This is a genomic window from Compostibacillus humi (genome assembly GCF_014637175.1).
GTDB lineage: Bacteria > Bacillota > Bacilli > Bacillales > Amphibacillaceae > Oceanobacillus > Oceanobacillus humi.
In genome coordinates this window covers 39,699-66,094 of the sequence record NZ_BMEV01000007.1, presented here as the reverse complement: position 1 = coordinate 66,094, position 26,396 = coordinate 39,699, and the positions used below count along the sequence as shown (strand labels likewise).

Here is a 26,396-nt window from a genome sequence, read left to right as displayed (position 1 = left end):
AGGGAACTAAAGTGGCAAATTTTTACACAGAGGACATTCGCCTGCAGCAAATTTTACGAGCAAAACTTCCAGCGAATTTTTTCCAGTGGGCGGATAATGAACTGCACCAATTTGGGGAGCTGGCCGCCGGAACGATGGATGAACGGGCAAGGCATACGGACCGGGAAGGCCAGCCCCGGTTAATCCGTTACGACAAAATGGGCAATGAAGTTTCACGAATATGGGTAAACGAAGGCTATCGCAAAAATGTGAACGATGCCTACAATACCGGGATTGTCGGGTATATCCACAAGGAAATTCCCGAGCTGGGACGAAAGGGAAATTACATCTATTCCTTTGCCCAAGGGTACTTGCTTTCGCAAACCGAACCCGGGCTTTATTGTCCGGTCACACTGACGAAAGCAACCGCCTACCTGTTAGATCATTACGCCTCTCCGAAACTGAAAGAAAAATATTTGCCCCACGTGCTTTCCACCGGGGAGACGGAACTGTATGAAGGTGCTACCTTCCTCACAGAGAGGCAAGGGGGGTCTGACGTCGGAGCCAATGAAGTGAAGGCAGTGGAAGAAGGAGACCATTACCGGATTTATGGAGAAAAATATTTTGCCAGCAATGCCGGGATGTGCGGCGTGGCCATGATCCTCGCACGGAGGGAAGGCGCTCCGACGGGAACGAAGGGCTTAAGTCTGTTTGCCGTTCCTTGGGAGGAAAATCGCAAAAATGGTTTTCTCCGCATCCGGCGGCTGAAGGACAAATTAGGGGTGCGGGCGGTACCATCGGCAGAAGTGGAGTTTGACAGCGCCCTCGGCTATTTAGTCGGCGGTGCGGATAAAGGATTTTACTATATGATGGAGGCCCTGAATTTATCCCGTGTTTCCAATGCGATTGCTTCCTTAGGCATTATGCGCAGAGCTTACACAGAAGCCGTTGCCTACACCCGGGAGCGGAAAGCCTTTGGCAAAAGGCTAATTGAATACCCGATGGTACAGGAAACGTTAGGGAAGCTGGTTTCCAAGCTGGAAATTGAAATGGAAGTAATGTTTGACGTCATCGAACTGATGGACCGGGTCATGGGACCGCCGGGGCAAAGTGCTGTACCGTCAGCAGAGGAGCAAATTTTGTTCCGTCTGTTCGTTGCTCTGATGAAAGTGGAAACGGCGGAGCAGGCCATTCATTTTAGCCACGAAGCGATCGAACTCCATGGCGGGAACGGCTATATTGAAGACTTCGTTACGCCGAGACTGTTACGGGATGCGCAAGTGCTCACCGTCTGGGAAGGAACGGCCAATATTTTAGGGCTGGAAGTGCTGCGGCTCATGCGCAAATATGATGCGGAAAAATTATTTGCCAGCAAAATGGAGGAAAGATTGCAGCAGCTTAAGGGAGGATTACCGTGGAAAGCGATTGTTGCAGAGGCATTGCAAAACTTGCTTCAGGAAACGGAAAAAGTAAAACAAATGCCTGAAGAATTGCAGACCTTTTACTGCAAAAAAATCGGCAAGAAAATGACCGGTATTTTGGAAAGCGTCACTGCCCTCGAACAGCTCGCCAACGGGAATAGCAGAGATCGGGCAATTGCCGAAGTGTTTTTGCAAAATGTATGGAAGAAAAATGAACTGGAAATGGAACCGGCCGTATTGAAGCATTTTGATGAGATTGTCCGTGGCGTGCCGGCAGGAGTATCGTATATGTAAAATAAAGGAAAATCCCCGTACCGACTGATGAATGGACATTTTGCAGCAGCGGTACGGGAATGTTGATGTTGGAAATGATAATTGGGGAAATTGTCGTTGTGGAATAATGGAGTATTAAAAATCATATAAGTGTTTTAAACGGGCAATATCCCGGTCATTTTTCGTCAGCTTTTCGAAGATTAAATTTTGATCCGCTTCGATGTTGTTTAACTTCTCCATCATTTCCTCATGTCTTCTCTCTTGTAATGCTTTAAAATCATTGAAATCTTTCGTAAGGGTCTGTTGCTGTGCTCTTAGAGAATGAACATCTTTCTGCATGGAATCTTGCTGCACTTTAAGAGAGTGTATGTCCTTCTGCAAAGATTCCTGCTGTGTTTTAAGAGAGTTGATATTCTCCTGCATGGATTCCTGCTGCACTTTAAGAGAGCGTATGTCCTTCTGCAAAGATTCCTGCTGTGCTTTAAGAGAGGTGATATCCTCCTGCATGGATTCCTGCTGTGCTTTAAGAGAGTTGATATCCTCCTGCATGGATTCTTGCTGCACTTTAAGAGAGTGTATGTCCTTCTGCATAGATTCCTGCTGTGCTTTAAGAGAGTTGATATCCTCCTGCATGGACTCCTGCTGCACTTTAAGAGAATGAATATCCTTTTGCGTGGATTCTTGATTTTCTTTCATTGTTTCGATGTCCAGGCTCATTTTTGTCTGTTGCTCCATCATGGTCCCGACCGTTGTAATCAGTGTGGAGACCATTTCCTCTAATTTGTCGAAACGCTGATTCATACCGTTCATCGATTGCACCTCCTTTATTGGATAGTATACCTTATAAACGAAAAAAACGTATATCATTTTTATGGCGGATGATAGAGTTTGCAGTATGCTGATATTTCTGTAAGTACCGCTGATTTTCCGTTCCGAACGCTGATAAAACCGATTCGCTGATATTTTAAATTAAACGCTAGATATTTTTGGAGATAAGCTGATATTTTTTCCAAACGCTGATAGCCCGGCCGTGGCCGCTGATATCCTGCAAAACGCCGGCATTCTTGGGAATCAGAGATTATCCGACTTGCATAAAATCACCACAAACATAAAAATCCCTGCCAGAGCGGACAGGGATTTTTGCTATACTAACTTTAGCTTTTAACAATACGATTCCACGCTTCTTCCAAATCGGTTGTCGGCTGCTGGCAGGCAAAGTTTTCACAGACATACACTGTTACGTCTCCGTTTAACGGCCGATAGCCCGCCGCAAACGGTGCTGCCGATGCAAGCGCACTTTCATCTTCTGCTGCGAGCAAGGAAACATCCGGCAAAAATTCCTGCTGGAGTTTGGCCAGAAATGCAGAATCCCGGCTTCCGAGCACGACGACTTCCTTTGTCGGGAGTTCGGTCAGCTGCAGCGCCTGCAGGAAAAAGGGACTGGCGGAAGGTGCCCGGGTCATTTCATCATAAAAGGTATAATACATTTCTTCCGTCTTCTCCACGTACTTCGTCTCCCCTGTCAAAAATCCTAAACGTACAAGCATGACCGCCGCAACACTATTGCCTGACGGTATCGCCCCGTCATAAATTTCTTTGTCTTTCGCTATGAGCTGTTCACTGTCTTTGCCGCTGAAGAAAAACCCGCCCTCTTCTGGGTCCCAAAACAAATCGAGCAAATTGTCCGCAAGACGGCGGGCCGTGATGAGCATCTTTGCATCAAACGTTGCTTCATACAGCTCCAAGTACGCCCAGAGTAGATAAGTATAATCGTCGAGATACCCAGGAAATTTGGCCTCCCCGTCCCGGTAGCGGGCGTACAGCCTGCCGCCGATAAAAAGTTTTTCCTCGATAAATTGCAATGCTTTGCTGGCGCGCTGGACGTATTCTTCTTTTTGAAAAACTTTCCCTGCTTTTGCGAGAGCCGCAATCATCATTCCGTTCCATGCAGTTAACACTTTATCATCCACATGCGGACGCACCCGTTTTTCCCGGGCGGCTAAAAGAATCTTCCGTGCCTCTTCCAGTTGCCGTTCCAGTTCCTCGAGAGGAATTCCCAGCTCTTCCGCCTCATCTTCCAAATCCGTTTCAATGAGGTTCGGGATGTTTTTTCCTTCAAAATTTCCTTCCGGGGTAATGTCGTAGAGTTCGGTGAACAGCTCTCCCCGTTCCGGCCCGAGCAATTCCATCACTTCGTCATAATCCCAGACGTAATATTTTCCTTCGACACCTTCCGAGTCTGCATCAATGGCCGAATAAAAGGCGCCGTCTTCTCCTGTCATTTCCCGGCCGATAAACTCGATAATCTGCCCGGCGATCTTCCGGTAGAAGGGTTCCTTCGTAATGGCGTAACATTCCGCAAATACGATCAGCAGCAACGCATTGTCATAAAGCATTTTCTCGAAATGGGGGACGAGCCATTCATCATCGGTGGAATAACGGGCAAAGCCAAAACCGATATGATCCCATATGCCGCCCTTTGTCATATCCTTTAGCGTCGTTTCGGCAATCTTCAGGGCGGCGCTGTTTCCGGAGAAATAATAATGCCGGAGCAAAAACAGCAAATTTTGCGGCATCGGGAATTTTGGCGCTTCGCCAAAGCCGCCGTAAGTAAAATCAAAACTTCTCGCCAGCTGGCCAAATCCCTTTGCCGCCATGTCCACAGTCAGCCGCGCTCTCCCTTTCTTTGCCGCCGTTTTTGCCAATGCATTTTTCACGCTTTCTGTCACATCGGCAATATGGTCCGGGTCTTCCGTATATTTGTTATGCAGCTGGGTCAGCACTTCCATCAGCCCTGGCCGGCCGTATTTGCTTTCTTTTGGGAAATAGGTGCCGGCATAAAAGGGAACTTTATCCGGAGTCATAAAAATCGAAAGGGGCCAGCCGCCGTGGCCGGTCATCATCTGGCACACTTTCATGTAGATGGAATCGATATCCGGGCGCTCTTCCCTGTCCACTTTTATGGATACGTATTTTTCGTTTAATATGTTGGCGACTTCTTCATCCTCAAAGGATTCGTGGGCCATGACATGGCACCAATGGCAAGTGGAATAGCCAATGGAAAGAAAAATCGGCTTGTTTTCCTCTTTCGCTTTTGCAAAAGCTTCTTCGCTCCAAGGATACCAGTCAACCGGGTTATGGGCATGCTGCAGCAGGTAGGGGGATTTTTCGCCAATAAGTTTATTTGCTCCCATTCCTTCACCACCTTTTTTATAGTTTATCCTAAATGGAGAGAATGACCCAGCCAATGGAGGCCGGGAATAAATTTTCGGACCTTTATTATTTTAGAGCTTTACCAAACATTCGTACAAAGATATAAAAAACGGAACTTCCAATGATGCGAAAGTTCCGTACGTTGCGTTAATGCAGTGGCGAGATTATAGCAACTCTTTATTTTTATGATAGGAACGTTTTAAAGAGATGTAATTAACAAAAAACCAGAGCAAACTGATGCTTAGGATTAATCCTATCATTTCAACCCAGTCATGTTGGCTGCTGGGAATTCCTATAAAAGCTATATATAAGAGCAGATAAATCCCTAAAAATTTGCCTGTTCTAACGAAAATATGCTTTAGTTCCTTTTTGTACGCACCCTCTGTGGCGATATCTGCATATTCAATCCCTGACAATGCATATCTTCCTAATACATAAACGAGGAAGACAGCTGCAGGCAGCAGGAGTGAAATTTCTGCGTCGAGATGAAAGCTGTTGCTGAAAATCATCATAATAGTAAGGCTGAACATTAGAATAACGGAACCTTCGGATAAAAAGTACAGCATTCGTTTTTTCTTATATTCGTCATCTGGCAGGAAAAAAGATATCCATGATTTCATTCGTCGTCGACCTCCCAAAACAATTCATCCAATGTTTTATTCAGTTCCTTCGCAATGGCAATGCAAAGCTGCAGACTAGGGTTATATTGGCCTTTCTCAATCAGTCCGATCGTCTGTCTCGTAACGCCGACCCTTTCGGCCAGCTGCTGCTGCGTCATCGATTGTTTTATCCGTGCTATTTTTACGTTGTTCTTCATCACCTTCACCTGCAAAAAGCAATATATAAATTACATTTGTTAAATATATATTACATCAATTATGGGAAAAGTCAATAAGAAAAAACATTAATGACTCATTACTAAAAAATGAGGTGATTTCATATAGTTCCTCACAGAGAAATCACCTAAACTTAGTTCCTATCGTAACATGATTAAATCAAAATTTCCCTGTAATCGGTTGGCAAGTCTTGCAAAATGCAATATGGACTCCTGGAAGTCCAGCTGCTTAAAAAAGGCGATATTCTAACGGGCATTAGTTTCTCCTGTTGTAGCATCGACCCTTTCACTGCATAATTAACTTTTTAATAATAAGGATACCCATATTCGCCGTAGAACGGATATCCACCATAATATGGATATCCATAGCCATATGGTGGGAATAAGGCGCTTCCTAATAATCCGCCAACGACGCCGCCTAAAAATGGTGCTCCGAAACCGAATGGATACCCATATCGAACGGACGGCGACCAAAGCCATGTCCATATCCGAAGCCATAAGGGGGCCGTCGCCCGACAATTCTTTCATCCTGCTCATTCCATTGAGGATTGGTCATCATTTCATTCAACTTTATAACCTCCATTTTTCCAAATTAATGAAAAAGCACAGTATATTGTAGGGTATGGCAAACAGCCTCGTTTTGGATAGGCGATGACCCATATTTGGAAACTAACTGGCGCAGCATGCAATATCATCCGGCTAACCCGGTTCCATAAAAATGCGGAACTCTGCATCGTTTAAACTTGTATGCAGACCGCTTCCCTGATGGTGTTGCAAGATAATTGGCGAGATAAGCAGATAATCTATTGCCATATTCCGTTTAAAAATCTCCTGCTCATCAAATATTAAATAATAATTTCATTCATAAAAGGGGAGTGGACTGGTGGAATTAGAGCGGGAGTCCTTTGCCGGCTTAATTAAAAAGGGAAATAAATCATCGCTGATTGCCGCCCTGGGTAACACCATTTTAGCGATTGCAAAATTTTTTGCCGCAGCCTTAAGCGGAAGCGGCGCTCTATTTGCTTCCGCGATGCATTCCACCGCGGATGCAGTGAACCAGGGGTTTGTATATGTCGGGAGCATTTTATCGGAAAAGCGTCCAACGCCGAGGTTTCCGACGGGATTTGGCAGAGTAATCAACATTTTCTGTATGGTTGCCGTAATTGTCGTGACGATTATGGCATATGAAACAATCCGGGAAGGCTGGCATTTAATTCAGCATCCGGCGGAAGCAGGGGACGGCTTTTGGATTAACGTCGGTGTATTAGTGTTGAACTTAGTAATTGATGGGGTTATTTTAGTGAAAGCGATGAAGGAAATTAATGTCGAAGCCCGTGCCGAAGCGGCAGGCTTTGGCATCATAACTGGTGCTTTCAAAAATGTCGGCAGGGCAGCCCCGCCGACAAGGCTTGTGTTTTATGAAGATTTAGTCGCCGTAAGCGGAGCTGCATTGGCACTGATTTCCGTTGTCGTTATTTCCTTTACCGATTTTGTTCTGATTGATGGGCTCGTAACGATTCTAATTGGAATATTAATGATTGGCGTCGCGTTCCGTGTCGGTTATGACAACATGGTCGGCTTAATTGGCGTAGCGGCACCGAAGGACATTGAAGAAAGAATTACCGGGATTATTTTGCGGGACAAAGATGTAACCGATATTAATCAAATGCGAATCATGCAGGAAGGCAGATATTATCATGTGGAAACGAGAATTGAGCTGCGGCAAGGGTTAACATTAGCGGAGGCCGATGATATAAAAGTAAGAGTAAAAGAAGAAGTGTTAAAAGATCCGGATATTGCCGATGTCGGCATCGGCATTATTGAGGATGACGGGGATATTGATTGGAAACCTAGCTAATGTTAGACGGAAAATTAATTGTACAGAAGGAGAAGAATGGTAGAATCGTTTTTCTGGTACAGCTGTCAAAATGCATTTGTTATTGGCATCAAAGGGATCCTTTTATAAAAAATTAAGTCCACCCGCTTTTCAGAAAAGCAGGGTTGATTTTTTTTGTATGCTATAACCGGACGGGTGCATCGTATCACGGTCGATATCAGAGGAAAAAGCGCAAGAATCGACCGAGAGAGCGCTTTTCACGGTCGATATCAGAGGAAAAAGCGCAAGAATCGACCGAGAGAGCGCTTATCACGGTCGATATCAGAGAAAAAGTTGTAGGAATCGACCGAGAGAGCGCTTATCACGGACGATATCAGAGAAAAAGTTGTAGGAAACAGCCGAGAGAGCGCTTATCACGGTCGATATCAGAGAAAAAGTTGTAGGAATCGACCGAGAGAGCGCTTATCACGGACGATATCAGAGAAAAAGTTGTAGAAATCGACCGAGAGAGCGCTTATCACGGTTGATATCAGAGAAAAAGTTGTAGGAAACAGCCGAGAGAGCGCTTATCACGGTTGATATCAGAGGAAAAAGCGCAAGAATCGACCGAGAGAGCGCTTATCACGGTCGATATCAGAGAAAAAGTTGTAGGAATCGACCGAGAGAGCGCTTATCACGGTCGATATCAGAGAAAAAGTTGTAGGAATCGACCGAGAGAGCGCTTATCACGGTCGATATCAGAGAAAAAGTTGTAGGAATCGACCGAGAGAGCGCTTATCACGGTCGATATCAGAGAAAAAGTTGTAGGAATCGACCGAGAGAGCGCTTATCACGGTCGATATCAGAGAAAAAGTTGTAGAAATCGACCGAGAGAGCGCTTATCACGGTCGATATCAGAGAAAAAGTTGTAGGAATCGACCGAGAAGAGTGCTTATCACGGTTGATATCAGAGGAAAAAGCGCAAGAATCGACCGAGAGAGTGCTTATCACGGTTGATCTCTGAGAAAAAAGCAGAAGGATCTGCCGAGAGAACACTTTGAAGGATTTCCTGCATTCCCTAACTTTAGCCCCATCAACTTCACTTCATATTTTGTAGTTTTGTCAAATGATCACCCCATCCCAAAACAATTCCACCTGTCTAATTTTCCCAAATTCGTCATTGACGTTCCAAATTAAACTTGTTATGATTTCTCTATTGTTTAAAATATGCCTTGTATAAGTTCAAGAATAGGGCTTGAGCGTTTCTACCAGCTACCGTAAATAGCTTATCTACAAGGGAATACATTTCCTATTCCTTTGCAGATAAACTTTGGCTTTGAGTTAGCCAAAGTTTTTATATGTCTTGAAAGCTTATCGGCTGAATGAATGCAGAATAGGGGTACATAGGATATGAAAAATTTCTTCCAATTCGCTGAACGAAATACGTCTTATAAACAGGAAACGTTGGCCGGAATAACGACCTTTTTGTCCGTAGCTTACATATTAGTTGTTAACCCGCTTATTTTGAGTCAAGCCGGGATGGACCGGGGCGCGGTGTTTACCGCAACGGCGTTAACGGCAATCATCGGGACGCTTCTGATAGGGCTGTTGGCCAATTATCCCATCGCCATTGCTCCGAGCATGGGGCTTAATTCTTTCTTTACCTTTTCTGTCTGTATCGGCATGGGAATCGATTGGCAAGTGGCTTTAACCGGCGTGCTGATTGCGGGAATTATTTTTATGATTTTAAGTGTGATGAAAATCCGGGAAAAGATTATTAACGCCATACCACAAGATTTAAAATATGCCATTGCTTCCGGAATCGGCTTTTTCATCACCTTTATCGGCCTGAAAAATGCGGGGATTATCATTGCTAACCCGGATACTTTTGTCAGTATTGGAGACATCACTTCAGCGACAACGGCACTTGCAGTCGTCGGTCTGATGATAACAATCATAATGTTAGTACGGGGAATCAATGGCGGTATTTTTTACGGTATGGTGATTACGACGATCATCGGGATGATATTTGGCTTAATCTGTGTTCCTTCATCCATTGTCGGGGAAATCCCAAGCCTGGAGCCCACGTTTGGGGTTGTGTTTTCCCATGTAGATGAAATTTTTACTCCTGAATTAATTGCCGTTATTTTTACGTTTTTATTTGTTGCCTTTTTCGATACAGCAGGGGCATTAATCGGAAAAAGGTTTATTTTTTTACTTATGATTATTTTAGTGTTGCTTATTGCAGCCGGCTGTGGCACAAGTGAAGAAACGACTGCGGCAGAAAAGAATGCAAATACAGAAGAAACGAAGTCAAGCGAGGATGGAAATGCAGCTAATAGTGAGCATCGCATTATTTCCACTACCGTTGCTTTAACGGAAATTACTGATGCATTGGAATTGGACCTAGTCGGTGTGCCAACGACCTATAAAGATTTGCCAGAAGTTGGATTGGCGATGGAACCGGATATGGAATAATCATCGTTATTTGTTTAGGTGTCTTTCTTCCAGAATCACTGCTATGAAACACGCAATTTTTTATACATGATACAACCTCTTTCGTCATGGGCATGCCCCATTCAGTTACTCGGCTAATTCTGGATAAAGGATGACGACCAGTTCTTCCAATGCTTCTGGTGCAGCCAAATTGGCGGTGGAATCGAAGCGGGTTTCCTCTAAATCATAGACTTAGACGCGGCCATCTTGTACGGCTTTGAAAATGTTTCCAAATATCGTTTTCTTTAAATTCCTTGTCAAACATTTCTACGACTTCTTCCGGCATCCCATGGGCCATTTTTAAAATGATGTCCGGATTGGATTGCCGCAAGTTTTCCGTATTGGAGGCAATATATTCGACACCTTTATCCGGTACGGCATTCACTCCCCCTGCCCGCCGGACAAGGTCTCCGACATAGGAATCTTCAGTTGCTACAAGATAGCTTACCGGCACACCAAATAAAATCAGTACCGTTGGCGGTTCTTTGTCTTTTACTTTTTCCTCAATCTCTGCCATTTTATCTTCAAAATTATTGAGGATTTTCTCCGCTTGTTCCATGCGGTCATATTTTTCTCCAAGGACGAGAATGCTCTCATTCATCCCTTCCACACTTTCCAAGTCAATATAGGTTGCTGGGGATATGGGCAGTGGCGATCGACGCCAAGAGCACCGATGATGGAAATGATAAAACGTGCCCGGTTAACGCGGAAGCCTAGGTTTTTCAAGGTTTTATCCTTTAACCCTAAATGATTACACCATGCATAAACGAGATAAGCAAGAATCAGTCCGATGGTACCATAGAAACTGGCGAAGAAATTAGGGGTCGTTCACCAGCTTCTTTCGGTTTATACTGGTTCAGCGTTTCAATTTAAGGATGAAGAGTTTTTCAAGAAACATCCAACTTTTACCTTCCATACATTGGAAGCCAGTTATGAAGCAGAAATTTTTGCGGTGTATCCGAAGACGACCGATTTCAACTATATTCAAACGGATTTTGGCAGCGATGAGGAATTTGAACAAAACCCGGGAACATTCCTTATATATACCGAAGTGGAAGTCGATGCAGACGACGTCATTGTAACTTTATCGACCTGTGATTATGAAATGGACCGGCTGGAAGGGAGATTTGTCGTCCAGGCAAAATTAGTGAAAAAAGAATAACTCCTTGCCAATGCTCCTTTGATCAACTGAAGGAGCATTTTTCATTAGGGTAACAGGCAAAGGAATTGTATATGCGAATGAAATCTTCCATAATAATAGATAATAGCTATGAAAAGGGAGTGGAAAGGTTATGGAGCTGCGGCAACTGGAATATTTTATGGCAGTTTGTGAGGAAATGCATTTTACCCGGGCAGCAGAAAAGTTAAATATCGCCCAGCCGACGTTAAGCCAGCAAATTAAAAGTTTAGAAGGAGAAATCGGCATCCCCCTGTTTGACCGCATCGGCAAAAGAATTGCGCTGACCGAAGCGGGAAAAATTTTACTTGACCACAGCCGGCGAATTTTTTACGAAGTCGAACAAGCCCAATTAGCTCTGAGGGATTTAAACGGACTCGGACGGGGAAAACTTGCCGTCGGAACGTTGCTCACCTGTGTCAGCTACTTACTCCCGCCTGCCATCCTTCAATTTAAACAGCTGTACCCGAATATTGAACTATCCGTCTTTGGGATGCGGTCTGGAGAAATTGAAAAGGGAATCATGGAGAATGAGCTGGATTTAGGCATTACCTTCTTGCCTGTGGAAAATGAAGAAATGGAGTCGATTCCTCTGTTTACCGAAGAATTGTCTTTAGCTGTACCTATAACATCTTCTCTAGCAACAGAAACCGAAGTGGGATTGGAAACGCTGAAAGATGTGCCGATTGTTTTACTTCCTCAAAATTACTTCTTACGTCAACTCATCGAAAAGTACTGCAATGAAATAGGATTCTCCCCGAACCCAACATTGGAAATGACAACGCTGGAATCTTTAATGCAAATGGTTGCGGAAGGGGTTGGTGTCACCATTCTCCCTGCTCCTTATTTAGATTATTTATCTAATGACCGCATCGCCCATGTCAAATTGTGCAATCCGACACCAACGAGAACAATCGGATTTGTTTACCGGAAAAATAAATTTATGTGTACCGCAACTAGAGCTTTTATGCAACAAGTTATTGAAACGAGTCAACGAATCGAAAGTGTATTATCTTAGTTGCACAGAAAAAACGAGAGACGTGCTGCTGTCTCTCGTTTTTAATGTTCGATAATATTTAGAAGCTTATCTGTCACGTTTATCCGTTTTTTACGTCTTCCATACTGGCGCCATAATTGATATGGTACGTTTGTCCATTCACGACAAGAGCTGGAACAGATTTTACCCCAGCCGCCTCTGCTTCCCTAATTCGGGAAGGATCTTCACCGAAGTGAACAACTTCCAAGTCTACTTTGGAACGGTCGAAGTAGTCCAAAATCATTTTCTCTGCATCTACACAAACTTCGCAACCAGCATGATAGAAAACTGCTTTTGTCAATTTCCATACCTCCTTATGATTCTACTTCTAGCATAAAAGGGACAAATCAGATTATCAATTAGTAATTTCCTATCGAATCGATAGTTTACAACTATATGGTTCCAGTATCATTCACAAAGATGTAATGGAAAAATCGAAGAAGCCATTACAGAAGTAGTCGGAAATATTGGTGCCATTACGAGCAAACTATCCGCGATAACTGCGGATAGTTTAGAAATGAGCCGGTCGATCGAAGAAATTGCCTCCATCTCTGAAGAATCCGCTGCTGGTGTTCAACAAACTTCAGCCTCGACCGTGCAAACAACGGGCATTATGGAGAAGGTAGTCGTAAATTCGGATCAGTTATCGAAACTAGCGGAGCAGCTAAATGGATTAGTTCAGCAATTTAAATTGGAGTAAGCATGAAGTGAAAGGGGAAGGCATGGTTGCCTTCCCCAAATATTTGCTTAAAATAAGAACATATGTTCTTGGCCGATTATACTAAATATAGTATGATATCCTTACATAATCTTATAAATTTGGGAATCATCCATAAGAACTGCTGTTTATGACTCAATTTGTAGGAAATATATAAAGGTGGGCGTGTAAAACATTGTACAAGTTAATTAATCAAGTTTTTCACCTTTAATCCTGCTTTGAAATTCTTCCGCAGCGCTATATCCTTGCTGTTTTAAATACCAGTTGTTTGCTGCTGCTTCAATTAGCCCGGCTACATCTCTTCCCGGCTGGAGCTGAATTTGAATCGTCGGAACAGGGACCCCCATATACTCGATAAATCTCGGCTCAAATTCCAATTCATTGTAGAGGGCGTCCTTATCCCATTTTGTCAGTTCGATATCCAAAGCGATTCTTGACTCTTCCTGAAAGGCTTTTCGCCCATACGCCCGGACGACATTTAACAGCCCCACGCTTCTCAGTGCCAAAAATTCTTTATTCGTTTCATTATGGGTTCCGAGGATCGTTTTATGGCTCAGTTTCTTTAAGACGACAATATCGTCGGCAACGAGCCGGTGCCCTCTGCCAATGAGTGTGTGGGCCACTTCGCTTTTTCCGACCCCCGATTCCCCGCGGAGCAAAATGCCAATGCCAAACACATTAATGCACACACCATGAATGGCAATCTCTTCCGCCAGCATTCGCGTTAAGTAAGCATCCACTTTGGCAATAAAATCCGTTGTCTTTTCCTTTGTCCGCAGCAAAGGGATTTTTTCTTTCTCGCAATGCTGTTTTAAGTAGGTCAGGCCGTCCTGATTGTTGGCAACGATAAAGCACGGCGGATGATATTTGACGATATTGCCAATTCGTTCTGACCGTTCTTCATGGGTTAATTGATGTAAATAAGTAATCTCTTTTTTACCGAGCACTTGCACCCGTTCCATCGGAAAAAAGTCAAAATAACCGATAAACTCCAGACCAGGCCGATGGGTCCGGGATTGGGCAATGGGCCGATCGAGATAAGCTTCCCCGACTAAAATTTCTAATGAAAATGCTTTCACTAAATCTTTCACTTGAATCGACTTCATTTTCTCCTGCTCCCGTCACTAAACTTGTTTTCTATCTTTTCGGTTGTTTCCGGAATATAGGAATGCCGCTTTTCTCCGACAAAGGATTTGTATAAGAGTATTATAACGTAAAAGCAGAAATTTTGGAGGGATTCTAAGATTTTTCAGATAAAAGACGCTATCTCGTGTATTGTGAAGTGCGTTTGCCGAATATTGGTGGCAAAAAAGCAGAAACACTGCACGGACGGTGCCATGCAGTGTTTCTTTTATTTTTTCATTTTTTCCAGCCTGTTAAGGATATCGCCAATCGTCTCCTCGCCGAATTCAACCCATTTGCTCTTGTCGTGGATGTAGCCGTCGGTATCAAGCGGTTTTTGGAACTGGCTTAGTCCCGTTACCGTCAGCAGCGCATTTTCGTCTGTATCGAGCCCAAGATTGACGACATGTTTTACAATGAACGGCTTCTGAAATTCAATTAATGCATCTTGCCGGTCCAGTTCTCCTTCCACAACCCGAAAAGGCAGGCGTATGTAAATGGTTTCCCCGCCTTCCTTGTGCATAACTCCATCAAAAACCCCTTTATGATAGTCCCAGCTATCGCCGATGACGAGTCCCATTTTTTTAAAGTCCCTCTTTGCCTCGCCAAAATACATTTGTTTTCCTTCGATTTCCGTTTCATTTAAAATCAGCATACTGATCCTCCTCATTGGAATTTTTTAGTATTAGTATTGGCAAGGAAAAAAATTACATACTGCCTTTGGGCACAATTTTGGAATAGCGCCAATCACACTGAATCATCAAATGTCAACGAATTACCATAATCTTTGAAAAAGGACTACACTTATTAGACAAGTAGTGTTAAAATAGTAAAAATTAATAAATTGTTTGAAAACTTAACAAAATCAACAAGCAAGAAGGAGTGGAGATGAGATTGGCTAAAATGCGCAGTGACATGATTAAAAAAGGGGTGGACCGGGCACCGCACCGCAGCTTGCTGCGGGCAGCAGGAGTGAAGCCGGAGGACTTTGGCAAGCCGTTTATTCTTGTCGTAAATTCCTATATTGACATCGTGCCGGGGCACGTCCATTTGCAGGAGTTTGGAAAACTCGTCAAAGAGGCAATCCGGGAAGCGGGCGGCGTTCCGTTTGAAATGAATACAATCGGGGTAGACGACGGTATTGCCATGGGCCATATCGGCATGCGTTATTCGTTGCCGAGCCGGGAAATTATCGCCGATTCGGTTGAAACGGTAGCGAACGCCCACTGGTTTGACGGTATGGTATGTATTCCGAACTGTGACAAAATTACTCCAGGGATGATGATGGCTGCCCTCCGGGTAAACATTCCAACGGTGTTCGTCTCCGGAGGACCGATGAAAGCAGGGAGAGACAGCCAAGGAAATCCGCTGTCGCTGTCGTCGGTGTTTGAAGGGGTAGGAGCCTATCAATCTGGCAAAATTTCCGAAGAAAGATTGCAAGAAATCGAACAGTTTGCCTGCCCATCCTGCGGCTCCTGTTCGGGAATGTTTACCGCCAACTCGATGAACTGTCTGGCGGAGGCATTAGGCTTGGCATTGCCAGGAAACGGAACAATTTTGGCGATTTCGGAAGAACGGAAAGAATTTGTGAAAAAGTCAGCCAAACAGCTGATGAATTTAATTAAGGAAGATATCCGCCCGCGGGATATTGTTACTGTTGAGGCAATTGACAATGCGTTTGCCTTGGATATGGCGATGGGTGGGTCCACGAATACGGTGCTTCACACACTCGCCTTGGCCCACGAAGCAGAAGTGGACTATCCGCTGGAGCGGATTAACGACATTGCCAAGCGGGTACCGCATTTAGCGAAGATTGCTCCGGCATCGGATTACTTTATTGAAGATGTACACAATGCCGGAGGAGTAAGCGCCATTATTAACGAACTGCTGAAAAAGCCGGGTGCTTTACATGGCGATTGTATTACGGTAACCGGAAAGACTCTGCGGGAAAATGTTGAAGGGGCCGAAATTAAAAACACGGATGTCATTCGGCCGCTGGATAATCCGCATTCGGAAGTTGGGGGACTTGCCGTACTGTTTGGCAACTTGGCGCCAGACGGAGCAATCGTCAAAGTAGGAGCGGTTGATCCTTCGGTTGGCGGCTATCACCGCGGTCCGGCAGTTTGCTTCGACTCCCAGGAGCATGCCCTTGGCGGCATTATTTCCGGAAAAGTGAAGGAAGGAGATGTCGTCGTCATCCGTTATGAAGGACCAAAAGGCGGCCCGGGCATGCCGGAAATGCTCGCACCGACGTCACAAATTGTCGGCCGCGGCCTGGGAGCGAAAGTCGGCTTGATTACCGACGGCCGTTTCTCGGGAGCGTCTCGGGGAATTTCCATCGGACACATTTCTCCGGAAGCAGCAGAAGGCGGGCCAATCGCCTTTGTAGAAGACGGGGATATGATAGAATTGGATTTAAATAACCGGACGATTACACTGGAAATTTCCGATGAAGAAATGGAACGGAGAAAAGCGAAGTGGAAAGGCTTCGAACCGAAAGTGAAAACCGGCTACCTTGCACGCTACTCCAAGCTTGTCACCTCTGCCAACACTGGCGGAGTCATGAAAATATAATCAAAGTGCCATGGGGGAGATTCTCCCGTGGCACTTTCTTCATGTTGCGACCTATTTAGAACGACGCCTAGATTTGTGGCGCTTATAAGGTCATTTGCAGCTGCCGTAATTTTTCCTGGATAGAATCCGATAGTTGTTCGATTTTCTTTACATTTTCCTTTGCTTCTGCAATACGATTGTTTCTCTTTATGGCAATACTGAATATATTCCTCGTTCAATGCAGGTTTGGTGAGTCTTGTAATATTTTGTAATCAGCGTGGTATAACGCCCGTATTCTGAATATGTATTAAAAATTTCTTTAATATGTGGGATATCCATGATCATTTGATAGTGCCGGTCTGCAATTGCAGCGGCGTGAGTTTCCATCAAATCATCGATTTTTTTTAAAGCTTCTAAGTCTTTTTGAGTAAGCTGACATAAATGAATCCAGTTTTGAATTGTCGGTGAGCCGACTGAAGATATATCACTTACCTTTATGGGGGAAATATGTTCACTTGCCTTAAACTTTGCAGGGAATAACATGTCAATTCCTCCTAGCATGACATGGGACTATACGACAATTATAGTAGAATAGCTGCTAGCAGTAAATTGACGTAGGTCAATTTTGGTGCCTGGCACCCGTGACACTTTTGACAAATTTTCGATGGGTACCTGGCACCATTGGCATTTAAAGGATATCGGTAATATTCTGTTGGGCTTCTTGTGCTTGCTGTCTTGTGTCATGCAATGATTCGAATGCTTGCTGGAATTGGGGATTTTCGGTAGCTTCCGTCCCAAATTGCTGCTGTAATTGTTCCAAAACTTGTTCTGCCTCTTCCAACTTAGCTTGGGCAACTTCAATTAAAGCTAAATCTTGTCCTTGAGCCTGCAGTACCGCCTCCTGGGCTTCCTTTACGTTTCTGCTTGCTTGCTGCAACTGTTCGTGTAAGTTTTGATTTCCCATGATGCCAATCCTCCATTTCATATTCGATACGTATATTTTTTCTTCGTTTATTGGAATTATGTATGCTATGCAAGCCGCAGTCTATAGCAGAAAATAGAAGAGAGAGGCATTTTCACGGCCGATTTCAGCGAAAAAGAAGGAAGAATCGACCGAGAGAGGCGCTATCACGGCCGATTTCAGCGAAAAAGAAGGAAGAATCGACCGAGAGAAGCGTTCTCACGGCTGATTTTAGCGAAAAAGCAGGAAGAATCGACCGAGAGAAGCGTTCTCACGGCTGATTTCAGCGAAAAAGAAGGAAGAATCGACCGAGAGAGGAGCTCTCACGGCTGATTTCAGCGAAAAAGAAGGAAGAATCGACCGAGAGAGGCTTTCTCACGGCTGATTTGAGCGAAAAAGAAGGAAGAATCGACCGAGAGAAGCGTTTTCACGGCTGATTTCAGCGAAAAAGAAGGAAGAATCGACCGAGAGAGGCTTTCTCACGGCAGATTTCAGTGAAAAAGAAGGAAGAATCGACCGAGAGAAGCGTTCTCACGGCTGATTTCAGCGAAAAAGAAGGAAGAATCGACCGAGAGAAGCGTTCTCACGGCTGATTTCAGCAAAAAAGAAGGAAGAATCGACCGAGAGAGGCTTTCTCACGGCTGATTTGAGCGAAAAAGCAGGGAGAATCGACCGAGAGAAGCGTTCTCACGGCTGATTTCAGCGAAAAAGAAGGAAGAATCGACCGAGAGAAGCGTTTTCACGGCTGATTTGAACGAAAAAGAAGGAAGAATCGACCGAGAGAAACCCACTCACGGGCGATAACAGCAAAAATAATGGCAAAATCAGCCGATAAGTGCCACCAAGTACGCAAAGATAGACCCGACACAAAAGCAGCCATCCCCATAATAAATAAAATCGGGGGGTGCCAATTTTGACACCTCCCGTGATTCCGTACAATTATTTATTTCGCATCAAGTAGTCGAATGCTCCTAATGCTGCTGTTGCACCAGAGCCCATGGAAATGATGATTTGTTTAAATGCGCTGTCGGTACAGTCACCTGCAGCGAAAATTCCAGGAACGTTTGTCGCACCTTTTTTATCGACGATGATTTCACCCATTCTAGTTTTCTCGATGGAGTCGTCAATCCATTCCGTATTTGGAACAAGTCCGATTTGCACGAATACGCCGTCCAAGTCAATATACTTGTCCTCGTTCGTTGCCCGGTCAGTATAGGTGAGCCCGGTAACTTTTGTGCCGTCGCCGTGAATTTCTTTCGTAGCGGCATTTTTAATTACCGTTACGTTTTTCAAGCTGTACAAATTGTCTTGCAGTACAGCATCGGCTTTCAGCTCATCTGCAAATTCGATTACCGTTACGTGGTTGACGATTCCGGCCAGGTCGATTGCAGCTTCGACGCCAGAGTTTCCTCCGCCGATAACTGCCACGTCTTTTCCTTCAAAGAGCGGGCCGTCACAGTGCGGGCAATAGGCGACACCTTTTGTTTTATATTCCTGCTCGCCAGGAACGCCGATATTGCGCCAGCGTGCCCCCGTTGTAATGATGGCCGTTTTACTTTTCAGTACGGCACCGTTTTCCAGTTCCACTTCAACGTAATCGTCTTTTTTCGCAATGTTTTTCGCTTTTTGCGCCGTCATAACATCCACGTTGTATCGCTCAACATGGTCTCGAATATGGGACGCCAGCGTATCGCCTTGCGTTTCTTTCACACTGATAAAGTTTTCGATCGTGCTTGTGTCAAGAATTTGTCCGCCGAAACGGTCGGTTACAATCCCGGTGCGGATACCTTTCCGGGCAGCATAAATCGCTGCGCTTCCGCCGGCAGGACCTCCTCCGACAATAAGGACGTCAAACGGATCTTTATTTTCAAATTCAGAAGGGTCGGCAGTGCTGCCAAGTTTATTCAAAATTTCTTCCAGTTCCATCCGTCCGCCGCCCCATTCTTCCCCGTTCAGGAATACGGTCGGCACGTTCAAAATGTTTTTGCTTTCCACTTCGTCTTTATATGCATTGCCCTCAATCATCGTATGGGTGACGCCTGGGTTGAGCACGGCCATGACGTTTAATGCCTGTACGACGACCGGACAATTATGGCAGCTTAAGCTGACGTATGTTTCAAAGTGGTATTCGCCCTCAAGTTTTTTCACCCGTTCAATCAGTTTCTCGTCAACTTTTGGCGCTCTGCCGCTCACTTGAAGTAAAGCAAGAACGAGGGAAGTGAATTCGTGCCCGAGAGGAAGGCCGGCAAAAACGATGCCAGTATCCTCTCCCGGACGATTCACGCTGAAACTAGGTGTTCTTTCAAGCTTTGTATGTTCCACTGTAATTTTGGAAGACATGGATTGAATTTCTTCCACCAGTTCGGTCATCTGTTTGGACACGTCATCCGAGCCGGCACTCAGTTTAATGACGATATCATTTTCCATGAGCTGCATATACTGTTCCAGCTGTTGCTTGATGTCTGCATCTAACATAAATCTCTCTCCTTATTTATCGCTTGAAAGCTCAAATGCAGCTTAGATTTTACCTACAAGGTCAAGGCTTGGCTTCAAAGTTTCTTCTCCTTCTTGCCATTTAGCCGGGCAAACTTCACCTGGGTTATTGCGCACGTATTGTGCAGCTTTAATTTTATCAATTAGAGTGCTTGCATCCCGGCCGATTCCGTCTGCATTAATTTCCACAGCCTGGATTACACCGTCTGGATCGATAATGAACGTACCGCGTTGAGCTAGTCCAGTTTCTTCGTCTAAAACATCGAAGTTACGGGAAATTTGCTGGGATGGATCGCCGATCATTGTATAAGTAATTTTATTTACCGTTTCGGAATGGTCATGCCATGCTTTATGAACAAAGTGAGTATCTGTAGAAACAGAAAATACTTCCACACCCAATTCTTTTAATTTTGGCAATTGCTCCTGAACATCAGCAAGTTCAGTCGGGCAAACGAAAGAAAAGTCTGCTGGATAGAAAACAACGATGCTCCAATGGCCTTTGAAATCTTCTTCCGTAACATCGAAGAAATCTTCTCCAGCTCTGAAAGCTTTTGCTTTGAATGGTAATACTTCTTTTCCTACTAATGACATTTTTGTTCCTCCTCGAAGTCTTATTTAAAATGATTTTCACAACACACTTATTATAATATCTTTAACCGAATGTTTGTCAAGTTTAATACTATCAATTTAACGAAATTTTCAGAAAATAATCTAAACCTAACTTTTTCTTGAATCGGAGCTTTTGCCGTGCTATAATGATTCCATCTTACAAGAAATGGAGGGTTTCCTTTGACGGCAGCAATGAGATTACGATTCCAAACTTTGAACCGTTAATTGAATACGTTCAAGGGCTCTGCCTGCATGCAGAGTAAATGGGATTAGTCTGCCTATTTTTAGGAAACCTGACATTTTACGGTATAACATATTGTAAAAAAGAGGGAGACGATTCTGCCCTCTTTTTTGCTGTCCAAAAAAGGGACGGATGTGTTTTTTGCAAAAGGGGAAAGTATCCCCCTTTAACATCTATCCTTTCCTTTTTGCGCCCACTCCATCCGTGACGCGCACGATTTGACGTGGAAAGTTTCGGCAGGTTTCCTGACAAAAAAATACCTACTTCCATTTGCAAAACGCAGGCAGAAGTCTGCGCTTTTTTATGCCAAAAAAAGGAAAGGATGAGGAAAATGACGGAAAAGAAAAAAGCGATCCTTGTCGGGGCAAGTATAAAGCAGCAAGCGGATGATCTGGATTTTTCCATGAAGGAGCTGGAGGGACTTGCCGCTGCTTGCCATCTTCAAGTTGTCGGGACGTTAACGCAGCAGCTGCAGCAAATTCATAAATCCCACTATATCGGAAAGGGAAAACTTGAAGAATTACAAGAGCTCGTGGAAATGAAAGAAGCTGATGTCGTTATTTTTGACGATGAACTGTCCCCGTCGCAAATCCGGGTGCTGGAAGAAAAACTGGAGAAAACGGTTATCGATCGGACGATGCTTATTTTAGATATTTTCGCCGAACGGGCGCAAACGCGGGAAGCAAAGCTGCAGGTAGAAGTGGCAAAGCTAAAATATATGCTGCCCCGCCTAATCGGCCAAAGAGATGACCTTGGGCGGCAGGGGGGAGGAGCCGGGCTGAAAAACCGGGGTGCCGGAGAGACGAAATTGGAGCTGGACCGCCGAAAAATTGAAGAGAAAATTAGTATTCTTTCCAAAGAATTGGAACAGTTAGTGGAGCAGCGGGAAATTCAGCGGAAAAAACGGCAAAAGCATGGTCTTCCGGTAGTCTCTCTTGTCGGCTATACAAACGCCGGTAAATCAACGATTATGAATGCCATGGTGGAAAAATTTAATCCGGCCGCCAATAAAGAAGTTTTTGAAAAAGATATGCTCTTTGCCACGCTGGAAACGTCCGTCCGCAAAATGCATCTTCCGGATAATACGAGGTTCTTGCTGACGGATACGGTCGGGTTTATTCATAAATTGCCTCACCATCTCGTCAAGGCATTCCGTTCTACGCTGGAGGAAGTGAAGGAAGCAGATGTCATCATCCATGTTGTCGATTATTCCGACCCGAATTACGAAAAATATATGGAAGTGACTGATGCAACGTTAAAAGAAATTGGTGTGGAAAATATTCCGGTCATCTATGCCTATAATAAGAGCGATTTGACCGAGGCTGAATTTCCAAAAGTAGAAGGAGATACGGTATATCTTTCAGCAAAAAAACGGATTGGCATCAAGGAATTGACCAAGGCTATTCAACAATATATTTATAAAGATTATCGGCAATTTGAAGTGCTTATTCCGTATGAAGAGGGCCAGCTCATTGCGTATTTCAATGAAAACGCCCAAGTGTTAGCAACAGCTTATGAAGAACAAGGCACAAGATTAACCGTAAGAGGCACAAAACAAGATTATGAAAAATACGAAGCATATGTAGTTCATGGATAAAGATTAAATCACAGAGGAAGTGTACGATTGGAAAACGAAAAATTATATGAAAACTGGAAACGAAATATCATTCTTTTTTTGGGAAGCCAGACAATTTCCCTGTTTGGTTCTTCCCTCGTTCAATATGCCATTTTATGGTATATCACGTTAAATACCCAGTCCGGGTGGATAATGACGATTTATATTATTTGCGGGTTTATCCCCGCCTTTCTCCTCTCTCCCTTTGCCGGGGTGTGGGCGGACCGATATAACAGGAAGCTGCTGATTGTCATATCTGATGGGGTAATCGCCCTTGTAACGCTCATATTGGCCATTCTCTTTATGATGGGGTATGAAGCATTATGGCTTCTCTTTCTCATTGCGGCAGTCCGGTCATTAGGTACCGGGGTGCAAATGCCCGCCGTCGGAGCTATTTTGCCGCAAATCGTTCCGCAAGATAAATTAATGAAAGTGAATGGAGCAAACGGAAGCATTCAAGCGCTTGTCACCCTTACTGCTCCGATGGCGAGCGGCGCCCTGTTAGGGTTTGCCTCCATGGAAGTCATTTTCTTTGTCGACGTTGTAACTGCAGCAATCGCAATTTCCGTGCTAGTATTCTTTTTATCGATACCTGCGCATCAAAAGGCGATTACAGACAAAGCAATCAGCTATTTTCACGATTTGAAGGAAGGATTTATTTATATTCGCAAACATGCCTTTTTAATGAAGTTTTTCCTTTTCTTCGCCCTGTTCTTTATTCTGGCGGCACCGGCATCCTTTTTAACGCCGCTCCAAGTAGCACGAAGCTTTGGCGAAGATATATGGCGGCTCACTGCCATTGAAGTAGCCTTTTCCATCGGGATGATTCTCGGGGGGATTCTCATTGCTTCTTGGGAAGGATTTAAAAACAAAATCCATACGATGGCTTTGGCAAGCAGTCTTTTTGCCGCATGTACTTTTGCATTAGGGATTACACCGATATTTTCAATTTATTTAATCTTTATGGGAATTATCGGGCTTTCCATGCCATTTTTCAGCACTCCGTCGAACGTGCTCTTGCAGGAAAAAGTGGAAGGTGATTTTCTCGGCAGAGTGTTCGGGGTCGTCACGATGATTTCTACATCGATGATGCCGCTGGGAATGCTTATTTTTGGGCCGATTGCCGACATCATTGCCATTGAGCTGCTGCTCATCGGAACAGGAATTGCCCTGTTTCTTCTCGCCTTTTTCCTTCTATTCAGCAAAGAATTGGTGAAGGCAGGAATGTCAGTACAAAAGCAAATATAAAAATAAACTCCTATGGAATCGGCTTCCGATTTCATAGGAGTTTTTCATTTGGCAAGCTGGGAATCCATGCTAGCAATTACAAATCATTACGACATTTCCATCAGGATCTTTAATGTTAAACCAGGCGGTATCCCCGCCCATTCAATTTCCCGCACGATTTCAATACCTTTATCTTTTACGTATTCATATGCTTCCTCAATATGAGGTGTGTATAAATTAAAGATAGGGTTCGAACTGACATCATGGCGGAAGGATGGGTCAAATGCATGGTCATCTAGCGTAAGCGACGTTGTTCCCGTAACAGGCACGTTAAAAACCGGCGAAGTCACCTTGTTTAAATCCACTTCGATTCCCAATAGATCTCCATACCACTTGGCAGCAGCCTTTAAATCGGTGACATGGACAAACACAGTGTTCATCTGATTTTTAATCGGCAGGTTTTTCATCCATTAACTCCTTAATAAATAATAAAAAAGGGAATGCTTTAAAACTGCAAGCCATTCTTACAAGATTAGACTCGCATTACCTGAGTTCAGGCCCAATTTTGACTAAATGATATTTTTCAGCCACTTTTCCGTTTTCCATTGTTTGCTCATATAGTCTTCTGATTCACCCGTATTGGCGTTAATATAAATAATTTCTTGCAATTGATTGCTTTGCACGTTCACTTTCCAGAGCGGCAAATATAATAGACAAAGCTCTACAATCTGGTGCTTTGGTTTTTTCAGCAAATACTGCCGGTTAATTTGCTTCTGCTGAATATCTTGAATGTATTTCGTTACTTTCTCGGAATGAATCACTGGAGAAGCAATCTTGTCCGGATCCGCTTCAAATTCTGTCATATGGGGCATGGCAGACAGAAGTCCCCGGTATCCGGAAACAGCATCGACAAACCCCATCATCGGGATTTTTTTCGGCGGAAAGGGACTTCTTGCTGCAATGACGAGTAATTTGGCAACCCACAACGGATGGAAAATTAATTCTGTTTCTCTCATATGTTTTCGGAAAAACTCTTCATTTAGACCTCTTTTCCATTTTACATTCCATTTCATGGCACGGTATGCATGTTTTGCAAGTTCATTTTCCGGAATTAAATTTCCTTTTCCGAGCAATACAATCTTTTCCTTCATCGTTACTTTCATTCACACCGCCTTTTGATCACGATGATAACTTTCCACCCGGCTTTGAATTTCTTCCGAAGGCGGAGATGTAGCCAAGCTGACGACGATCGTTAATAGTAAAGAAACTGGAGCAGCAATAATCGGCTCGGATACGAGGGCGAAAGGTTCGGTAATGACTAAAATCAGGAACATGATTGCCCCGCCAAGCATTCCTGCCAGCGCCCCCTGTTTATTCGCGCGTTTCCACCAAATACCAAGCACGAGCGGGAAGCCAAAGGACGACAGCAAAAATCCTCCGACCCAGCCGACCATAATGGCAATGAGCTGCGGCGGATTAATGGCAATGAGAATGCCGATTATACTTGCAACAATCATGACGACAAAACCGATTCTTGTTACTGTTTTTTCTGACGCTTCCTTATTGATATATTCCTTATAAATATCTCTGGCAACGCCGGCAGAAATGGCAAGCAGCATCGCATCGGCCGAAGACATGATGGCAGCGAGCAAACCGGCAAACATGATTCCTGCAAGAACAGGGGACATATAATGTTCAATAACAGATACAAAAATCATGTCCCGGTTTTCTAACGTATCTAAAATACCTAACGATGCTCCGCCGGCAGCGACGACAAATCCGAAGACGAAGACGAGCAAGTACAATAGACAGGCCCACATGGCTGAACGGCGGGCAGTTCTCGCATCCCGGGACGCAAAATTACGCATGACGGCAGATGGCGAGACAATCCCAAACCAGAGAAAAGCTAAAAATAATCCAAAATAAGATAGCCATGGCTGTGTGACGTCCCCAAAATGCGGTGCTGCGGCCAGCGCATCTTGTACAAGTGCACTTAAGCCGCCATGTTCGAATAATACTAATGCGGCTAAAACAAACATTCCGATTAATATTAGAGCGCCTTGGATTAAGTCCGTATACGTAATTGCCCACATACCTCCGAGGGCTGCGTATAAGGTGCAGCCCAGTCCGAGAACGATCACCGCTGTTTTATACTCAATGCCGAGCACATAGGACCCGATGAGTCCGGAAGCAGTCATTTGCGGCACCATATAGAAGGTCATGCCAACGACGACGATAAAAACAGAAACAACTTGAACGGAATTTCCAAACCGCTGTTTAAAAAATTCCGGCAGAGTGGCAACCCCTGACCTGCGAATTTGTCCGGAAACGAGGAACATGGTAAAAGGCAAAATGGCAACCGCCCCAAAACCGTAGGCAAACAGAAACGGAATGCCGAGGGCAACCCCAGACCCTACCGCCCCCATCAGAGAACTGGAACTGGCTAAAGCAGCAAAAAGAGCAAACGCCCCGACATAGGAATTAATGCTTCTTCCTGCGGTCCAGTAATGATCTTCGGAAGAATGTGCCCTTTTTGTAAAATATATTCCGATGATTGTCATACCAATCAAGTAAATTGCTAATATAACTGTCTCCATTACTTGCATAATAC

24 protein-coding genes, 2 pseudogenes and 1 riboswitch are annotated in these 26,396 nt (G+C 44.3%); of the genes and pseudogenes, 9 read left to right on the top strand and 17 right to left on the bottom strand.

Translation table 11 applies throughout. The features are described 5' to 3' along the window. The first annotated feature begins 11 nt into the window (after positions 1-11). Entirely contained in the window at positions 12-1,694 is a 1,683-nt protein-coding gene (locus tag IEV18_RS03070; RefSeq protein WP_188390906.1) for an acyl-CoA dehydrogenase family protein, read from the top strand. Between the two features lie 114 nt (positions 1,695-1,808). Here IEV18_RS03070 and IEV18_RS03065 read toward each other — a convergent pair whose 3' ends face one another. The 5 genes and pseudogenes from IEV18_RS03065 to ymaG all read right to left on the bottom strand — a co-directional run bounded on the left by IEV18_RS03065 (position 1,809) and on the right by ymaG (position 6,280). Then, positions 1,809-2,483 carry a hypothetical protein gene (locus IEV18_RS03065; protein ID WP_188390905.1) on the bottom strand — a complete coding sequence of 225 codons (675 nt, stop codon included), beginning with the start codon at positions 2,481-2,483 and terminating at the stop codon, positions 1,809-1,811. A 344-nt stretch (positions 2,484-2,827) separates the two neighbouring features. After that, the gene (locus tag IEV18_RS03060) at positions 2,828-4,867 is read right to left on the bottom strand and encodes a thioredoxin domain-containing protein (protein ID WP_188390904.1); all 2,040 of its coding nucleotides are present in this window, start codon (positions 4,865-4,867) and stop codon (positions 2,828-2,830) included. Positions 4,868-5,050: 183 nt separating this feature from the next. Continuing rightward, positions 5,051-5,506 carry a DUF3278 domain-containing protein gene (locus IEV18_RS03055; RefSeq protein ID WP_188390903.1) on the bottom strand — a complete coding sequence of 152 codons (456 nt, stop codon included), beginning with the start codon at positions 5,504-5,506 and terminating at the stop codon, positions 5,051-5,053. After that, positions 5,503-5,703, bottom strand: a complete 201-nt coding sequence (locus IEV18_RS03050; protein WP_188390902.1) for a helix-turn-helix transcriptional regulator — start codon at positions 5,701-5,703, stop codon at positions 5,503-5,505. Before IEV18_RS03050 ends, IEV18_RS03055 begins: the two co-directional genes overlap by 4 nt. A gap of 323 nt (positions 5,704-6,026) precedes the next feature. Then, positions 6,027-6,280 (bottom strand): annotated as a pseudogene (ymaG, locus tag IEV18_RS03045) (inner spore coat protein YmaG). A gap of 321 nt (positions 6,281-6,601) precedes the next feature. On the opposite strand from ymaG, the gene IEV18_RS03040 reads away from it, so the two are divergent. Both IEV18_RS03040 and IEV18_RS03035 read left to right on the top strand, forming a co-directional pair. Further along, positions 6,602-7,579 (top strand): cation diffusion facilitator family transporter, encoded by a 978-nt coding sequence (locus IEV18_RS03040; RefSeq protein WP_188390917.1) that lies wholly within the window; start codon positions 6,602-6,604, stop codon positions 7,577-7,579. A 1,170-nt stretch (positions 7,580-8,749) separates the two neighbouring features. Then, positions 8,750-8,850: riboswitch (purine riboswitch) on the top strand. Between the two features lie 97 nt (positions 8,851-8,947). Then, positions 8,948-10,015, top strand: a complete 1,068-nt coding sequence (locus tag IEV18_RS03035; RefSeq protein WP_229733529.1) for an NCS2 family permease — start codon at positions 8,948-8,950, stop codon at positions 10,013-10,015. A gap of 202 nt (positions 10,016-10,217) precedes the next feature. Here the strand turns inward: IEV18_RS03035 and IEV18_RS03030 are convergent, their stop codons facing one another. Continuing rightward, the gene (locus IEV18_RS03030; protein ID WP_373281879.1) at positions 10,218-10,634 is read right to left on the bottom strand and encodes an ABC transporter substrate-binding protein; all 417 of its coding nucleotides are present in this window, start codon (positions 10,632-10,634) and stop codon (positions 10,218-10,220) included. A gap of 43 nt (positions 10,635-10,677) precedes the next feature. Further along, positions 10,678-10,834 (bottom strand): annotated as a pseudogene (locus tag IEV18_RS17190) (iron chelate uptake ABC transporter family permease subunit); the annotation flags it as partial. A 151-nt stretch (positions 10,835-10,985) separates the two neighbouring features. Here IEV18_RS17190 and IEV18_RS03025 point away from each other — a divergent pair. Together IEV18_RS03025 and IEV18_RS03020 are read left to right on the top strand one after the other, a co-directional pair. Next, complete coding sequence (locus tag IEV18_RS03025; protein WP_188390901.1) at positions 10,986-11,195, top strand: hypothetical protein; 210 nt, start codon at positions 10,986-10,988, stop codon at positions 11,193-11,195. 130 nt (positions 11,196-11,325) lie between these two features. Next, on the top strand, positions 11,326-12,228 hold the full coding sequence (locus tag IEV18_RS03020; protein ID WP_188390900.1) for a LysR substrate-binding domain-containing protein: 903 nt from the start codon (positions 11,326-11,328) through the stop codon (positions 12,226-12,228). A 79-nt stretch (positions 12,229-12,307) separates the two neighbouring features. Here IEV18_RS03020 and IEV18_RS03015 read toward each other — a convergent pair whose 3' ends face one another. Continuing rightward, positions 12,308-12,547 carry a thioredoxin family protein gene (locus tag IEV18_RS03015; RefSeq protein ID WP_188390899.1) on the bottom strand — a complete coding sequence of 80 codons (240 nt, stop codon included), beginning with the start codon at positions 12,545-12,547 and terminating at the stop codon, positions 12,308-12,310. A gap of 216 nt (positions 12,548-12,763) precedes the next feature. Between IEV18_RS03015 and IEV18_RS03010 the strand changes: the two genes are divergently transcribed. Next, on the top strand, positions 12,764-12,946 hold the full coding sequence (locus tag IEV18_RS03010; protein ID WP_188390898.1) for a hypothetical protein: 183 nt from the start codon (positions 12,764-12,766) through the stop codon (positions 12,944-12,946). Between the two features lie 206 nt (positions 12,947-13,152). Here the strand turns inward: IEV18_RS03010 and hprK are convergent, their stop codons facing one another. Both hprK and IEV18_RS03000 read right to left on the bottom strand, forming a co-directional pair. Next, entirely contained in the window at positions 13,153-14,070 is a 918-nt protein-coding gene (gene hprK / locus IEV18_RS03005) for an HPr(Ser) kinase/phosphatase (RefSeq protein ID WP_188390897.1), read from the bottom strand. Between the two features lie 245 nt (positions 14,071-14,315). Further along, positions 14,316-14,741, bottom strand: coding sequence for a YugN family protein (locus tag IEV18_RS03000; protein WP_308421533.1), 426 nt, complete (start codon positions 14,739-14,741; stop codon positions 14,316-14,318). A gap of 248 nt (positions 14,742-14,989) precedes the next feature. On the opposite strand from IEV18_RS03000, the gene ilvD reads away from it, so the two are divergent. Next, the gene (ilvD, locus tag IEV18_RS02995) at positions 14,990-16,660 is read left to right on the top strand and encodes a dihydroxy-acid dehydratase (RefSeq protein ID WP_188390915.1); all 1,671 of its coding nucleotides are present in this window, start codon (positions 14,990-14,992) and stop codon (positions 16,658-16,660) included. A 186-nt stretch (positions 16,661-16,846) separates the two neighbouring features. Here the strand turns inward: ilvD and IEV18_RS02990 are convergent, their stop codons facing one another. The 4 genes from IEV18_RS02990 to ahpC form a co-directional block, all read right to left on the bottom strand. Beyond that, complete coding sequence (locus IEV18_RS02990; protein WP_188390896.1) at positions 16,847-17,182, bottom strand: protoglobin domain-containing protein; 336 nt, start codon at positions 17,180-17,182, stop codon at positions 16,847-16,849. Between the two features lie 145 nt (positions 17,183-17,327). After that, positions 17,328-17,603: a hypothetical protein gene (locus IEV18_RS02985; protein ID WP_188390895.1), complete on the bottom strand. Its 276-nt coding sequence runs from the start codon at positions 17,601-17,603 to the stop codon at positions 17,328-17,330. A gap of 936 nt (positions 17,604-18,539) precedes the next feature. Then, the gene (gene ahpF / locus IEV18_RS02980) at positions 18,540-20,075 is read right to left on the bottom strand and encodes an alkyl hydroperoxide reductase subunit F (protein ID WP_188390894.1); all 1,536 of its coding nucleotides are present in this window, start codon (positions 20,073-20,075) and stop codon (positions 18,540-18,542) included. A gap of 42 nt (positions 20,076-20,117) precedes the next feature. Next, complete coding sequence (ahpC, locus tag IEV18_RS02975; protein WP_188390893.1) at positions 20,118-20,684, bottom strand: alkyl hydroperoxide reductase subunit C; 567 nt, start codon at positions 20,682-20,684, stop codon at positions 20,118-20,120. 590 nt (positions 20,685-21,274) lie between these two features. On the opposite strand from ahpC, the gene hflX reads away from it, so the two are divergent. Together hflX and IEV18_RS02965 are read left to right on the top strand one after the other, a co-directional pair. After that, positions 21,275-22,540, top strand: coding sequence for a GTPase HflX (hflX, locus tag IEV18_RS02970; protein WP_188390892.1), 1,266 nt, complete (start codon positions 21,275-21,277; stop codon positions 22,538-22,540). 27 nt (positions 22,541-22,567) lie between these two features. Further along, complete coding sequence (locus IEV18_RS02965; protein ID WP_188390891.1) at positions 22,568-23,806, top strand: MFS transporter; 1,239 nt, start codon at positions 22,568-22,570, stop codon at positions 23,804-23,806. 86 nt (positions 23,807-23,892) lie between these two features. On the opposite strand, the gene IEV18_RS02960 is transcribed toward IEV18_RS02965, so the two are convergent. The 3 genes from IEV18_RS02960 to IEV18_RS02950 all read right to left on the bottom strand — a co-directional run bounded on the left by IEV18_RS02960 (position 23,893) and on the right by IEV18_RS02950 (position 26,391). Then, positions 23,893-24,252 (bottom strand): VOC family protein, encoded by a 360-nt coding sequence (locus tag IEV18_RS02960; protein ID WP_229733527.1) that lies wholly within the window; start codon positions 24,250-24,252, stop codon positions 23,893-23,895. Positions 24,253-24,354: 102 nt separating this feature from the next. Beyond that, positions 24,355-24,948, bottom strand: coding sequence for a hypothetical protein (locus tag IEV18_RS02955; protein ID WP_188390890.1), 594 nt, complete (start codon positions 24,946-24,948; stop codon positions 24,355-24,357). Beyond that, complete coding sequence (locus IEV18_RS02950) at positions 24,949-26,391, bottom strand: sodium:solute symporter family protein (protein ID WP_188390889.1); 1,443 nt, start codon at positions 26,389-26,391, stop codon at positions 24,949-24,951. Between the last annotated feature and the right edge of the window lie 5 nt (positions 26,392-26,396).

Excerpts from the sequence above, each read along its gene's own strand:
- IEV18_RS03065 (WP_188390905.1), bottom strand. The coding sequence starts at position 2,483 with ATGAACGGTATGAATCAGCGTTTCGACAAATTAGAGGAAATGGTCTCC.
- IEV18_RS03060 (WP_188390904.1), bottom strand. The coding sequence starts at position 4,867 with ATGGGAGCAAATAAACTTATTGGCGAAAAATCCCCCTACCTGCTGCAG.
- IEV18_RS03055 (WP_188390903.1), bottom strand. The coding sequence starts at position 5,506 with ATGAAATCATGGATATCTTTTTTCCTGCCAGATGACGAATATAAGAAA.
- IEV18_RS03050 (WP_188390902.1), bottom strand. The coding sequence starts at position 5,703 with ATGAAGAACAACGTAAAAATAGCACGGATAAAACAATCGATGACGCAG.
- IEV18_RS03035 (WP_229733529.1), top strand. The coding sequence starts at position 8,948 with ATGAAAAATTTCTTCCAATTCGCTGAACGAAATACGTCTTATAAACAG.
- IEV18_RS03030 (WP_373281879.1), bottom strand. The coding sequence starts at position 10,634 with ATGAATGAGAGCATTCTCGTCCTTGGAGAAAAATATGACCGCATGGAA.
- IEV18_RS03020 (WP_188390900.1), top strand. The coding sequence starts at position 11,326 with ATGGAGCTGCGGCAACTGGAATATTTTATGGCAGTTTGTGAGGAAATG.
- IEV18_RS03010 (WP_188390898.1), top strand. The coding sequence starts at position 12,764 with ATGAGCCGGTCGATCGAAGAAATTGCCTCCATCTCTGAAGAATCCGCT.
- hprK (WP_188390897.1), bottom strand. The coding sequence starts at position 14,070 with ATGAAGTCGATTCAAGTGAAAGATTTAGTGAAAGCATTTTCATTAGAA.
- IEV18_RS03000 (WP_308421533.1), bottom strand. The coding sequence starts at position 14,741 with ATGCTGATTTTAAATGAAACGGAAATCGAAGGAAAACAAATGTATTTT.
- ilvD (WP_188390915.1), top strand. The coding sequence starts at position 14,990 with ATGCGCAGTGACATGATTAAAAAAGGGGTGGACCGGGCACCGCACCGC.
- IEV18_RS02990 (WP_188390896.1), bottom strand. The coding sequence starts at position 17,182 with ATGTTATTCCCTGCAAAGTTTAAGGCAAGTGAACATATTTCCCCCATA.
- IEV18_RS02985 (WP_188390895.1), bottom strand. The coding sequence starts at position 17,603 with ATGGGAAATCAAAACTTACACGAACAGTTGCAGCAAGCAAGCAGAAAC.
- ahpF (WP_188390894.1), bottom strand. The coding sequence starts at position 20,075 with ATGTTAGATGCAGACATCAAGCAACAGCTGGAACAGTATATGCAGCTC.
- ahpC (WP_188390893.1), bottom strand. The coding sequence starts at position 20,684 with ATGTCATTAGTAGGAAAAGAAGTATTACCATTCAAAGCAAAAGCTTTC.
- hflX (WP_188390892.1), top strand. The coding sequence starts at position 21,275 with ATGACGGAAAAGAAAAAAGCGATCCTTGTCGGGGCAAGTATAAAGCAG.
- IEV18_RS02960 (WP_229733527.1), bottom strand. The coding sequence starts at position 24,252 with ATGAAAAACCTGCCGATTAAAAATCAGATGAACACTGTGTTTGTCCAT.
- IEV18_RS02955 (WP_188390890.1), bottom strand. The coding sequence starts at position 24,948 with ATGAAAGTAACGATGAAGGAAAAGATTGTATTGCTCGGAAAAGGAAAT.
- IEV18_RS02950 (WP_188390889.1), bottom strand. The coding sequence starts at position 26,391 with ATGCAAGTAATGGAGACAGTTATATTAGCAATTTACTTGATTGGTATG.